The organism is Roseomonas rosulenta, from assembly GCF_016106005.1.
GTDB lineage: Bacteria > Pseudomonadota > Alphaproteobacteria > Acetobacterales > Acetobacteraceae > Neoroseomonas > Neoroseomonas rosulenta.
Map to the genome: position 1 here is coordinate 1 of NZ_JACADR010000617.1, position 768 is coordinate 768.

1 pseudogene is annotated in these 768 nt (G+C 79.0%); it reads right to left on the reverse strand.

From position 1 onward, the window contains the following. Window positions 1–755, reverse strand: a pseudogene (locus HW578_RS27250) (hypothetical protein); the annotation flags it as partial. Window positions 756–768 lie beyond the last annotated feature (13 nt).

A 768-nucleotide genomic window follows, 5' to 3' on the forward strand; every position in this document is an offset into this window, starting at 1 on the left:
GTGACCGCCTCGAAGGGCCGCAGCCGCGCGGTGCCGCCGGCGATCGCCAGCGTGCCGCGCACCTGCCGCCAATCCGTGCCGCCGAGCAGCAGATGGTCGGCGGTGAAGGCAATTTCGCCGCGATAGGCCCGTGCCACCGCGACCGGCAGCGGCAGGTCCGGGATGACGCGGCCCTGGGCTGCGGGGGTGGGGGGCGGGCCGGCAGGGGCAGGCACGGTCGCCGCCGCGGCGGGCGCGGCAGGCGCTGCGGCGATGCGCTCGGCCAGGGTATCGGCGTCGATGCGCTCGGCTGCGATCCGCCCGCGGACGCCGAGCGGCCGTCCGGGCTCGAGCGCCAGTTCCCCGCTCGCCTGCAGGGCGGGCGAGGCGATCCGGAAGGACGGGATGCGCAGCGCGCCCGTGGCCGCACCCGGCGCCTCCAGCCGCGCCTCGATGGCAACATCGGTGAGCGGCGGCGGCGGTGCGGGGAGCAGCGGCTCGAGTGCCGCCAGCGCCGGGATGGCGATGCGCACATCGAAGGCCGCCCCCGCGAGGCTGCGCGGCTGCGCCAGGGTGCCCGTGGCGTTCAGCGTGGCGCCGGCCGCGGAGGCGTCCAGGGTGACACGCGCCGGCCGGGCGGGCTGCCAGGGCAGCAGCGCGGCGAGCGGTTCCACGGTCGCGGTGCCGCTGAGCGCCAGGCCCGCGCGCGTCGCCTCCAGCGCGATCTGCACCGGCCCGTCCGGCGACGGCGCGCGCGCCACGAGGCGTGTCGCCACCAGCCCGGGCATC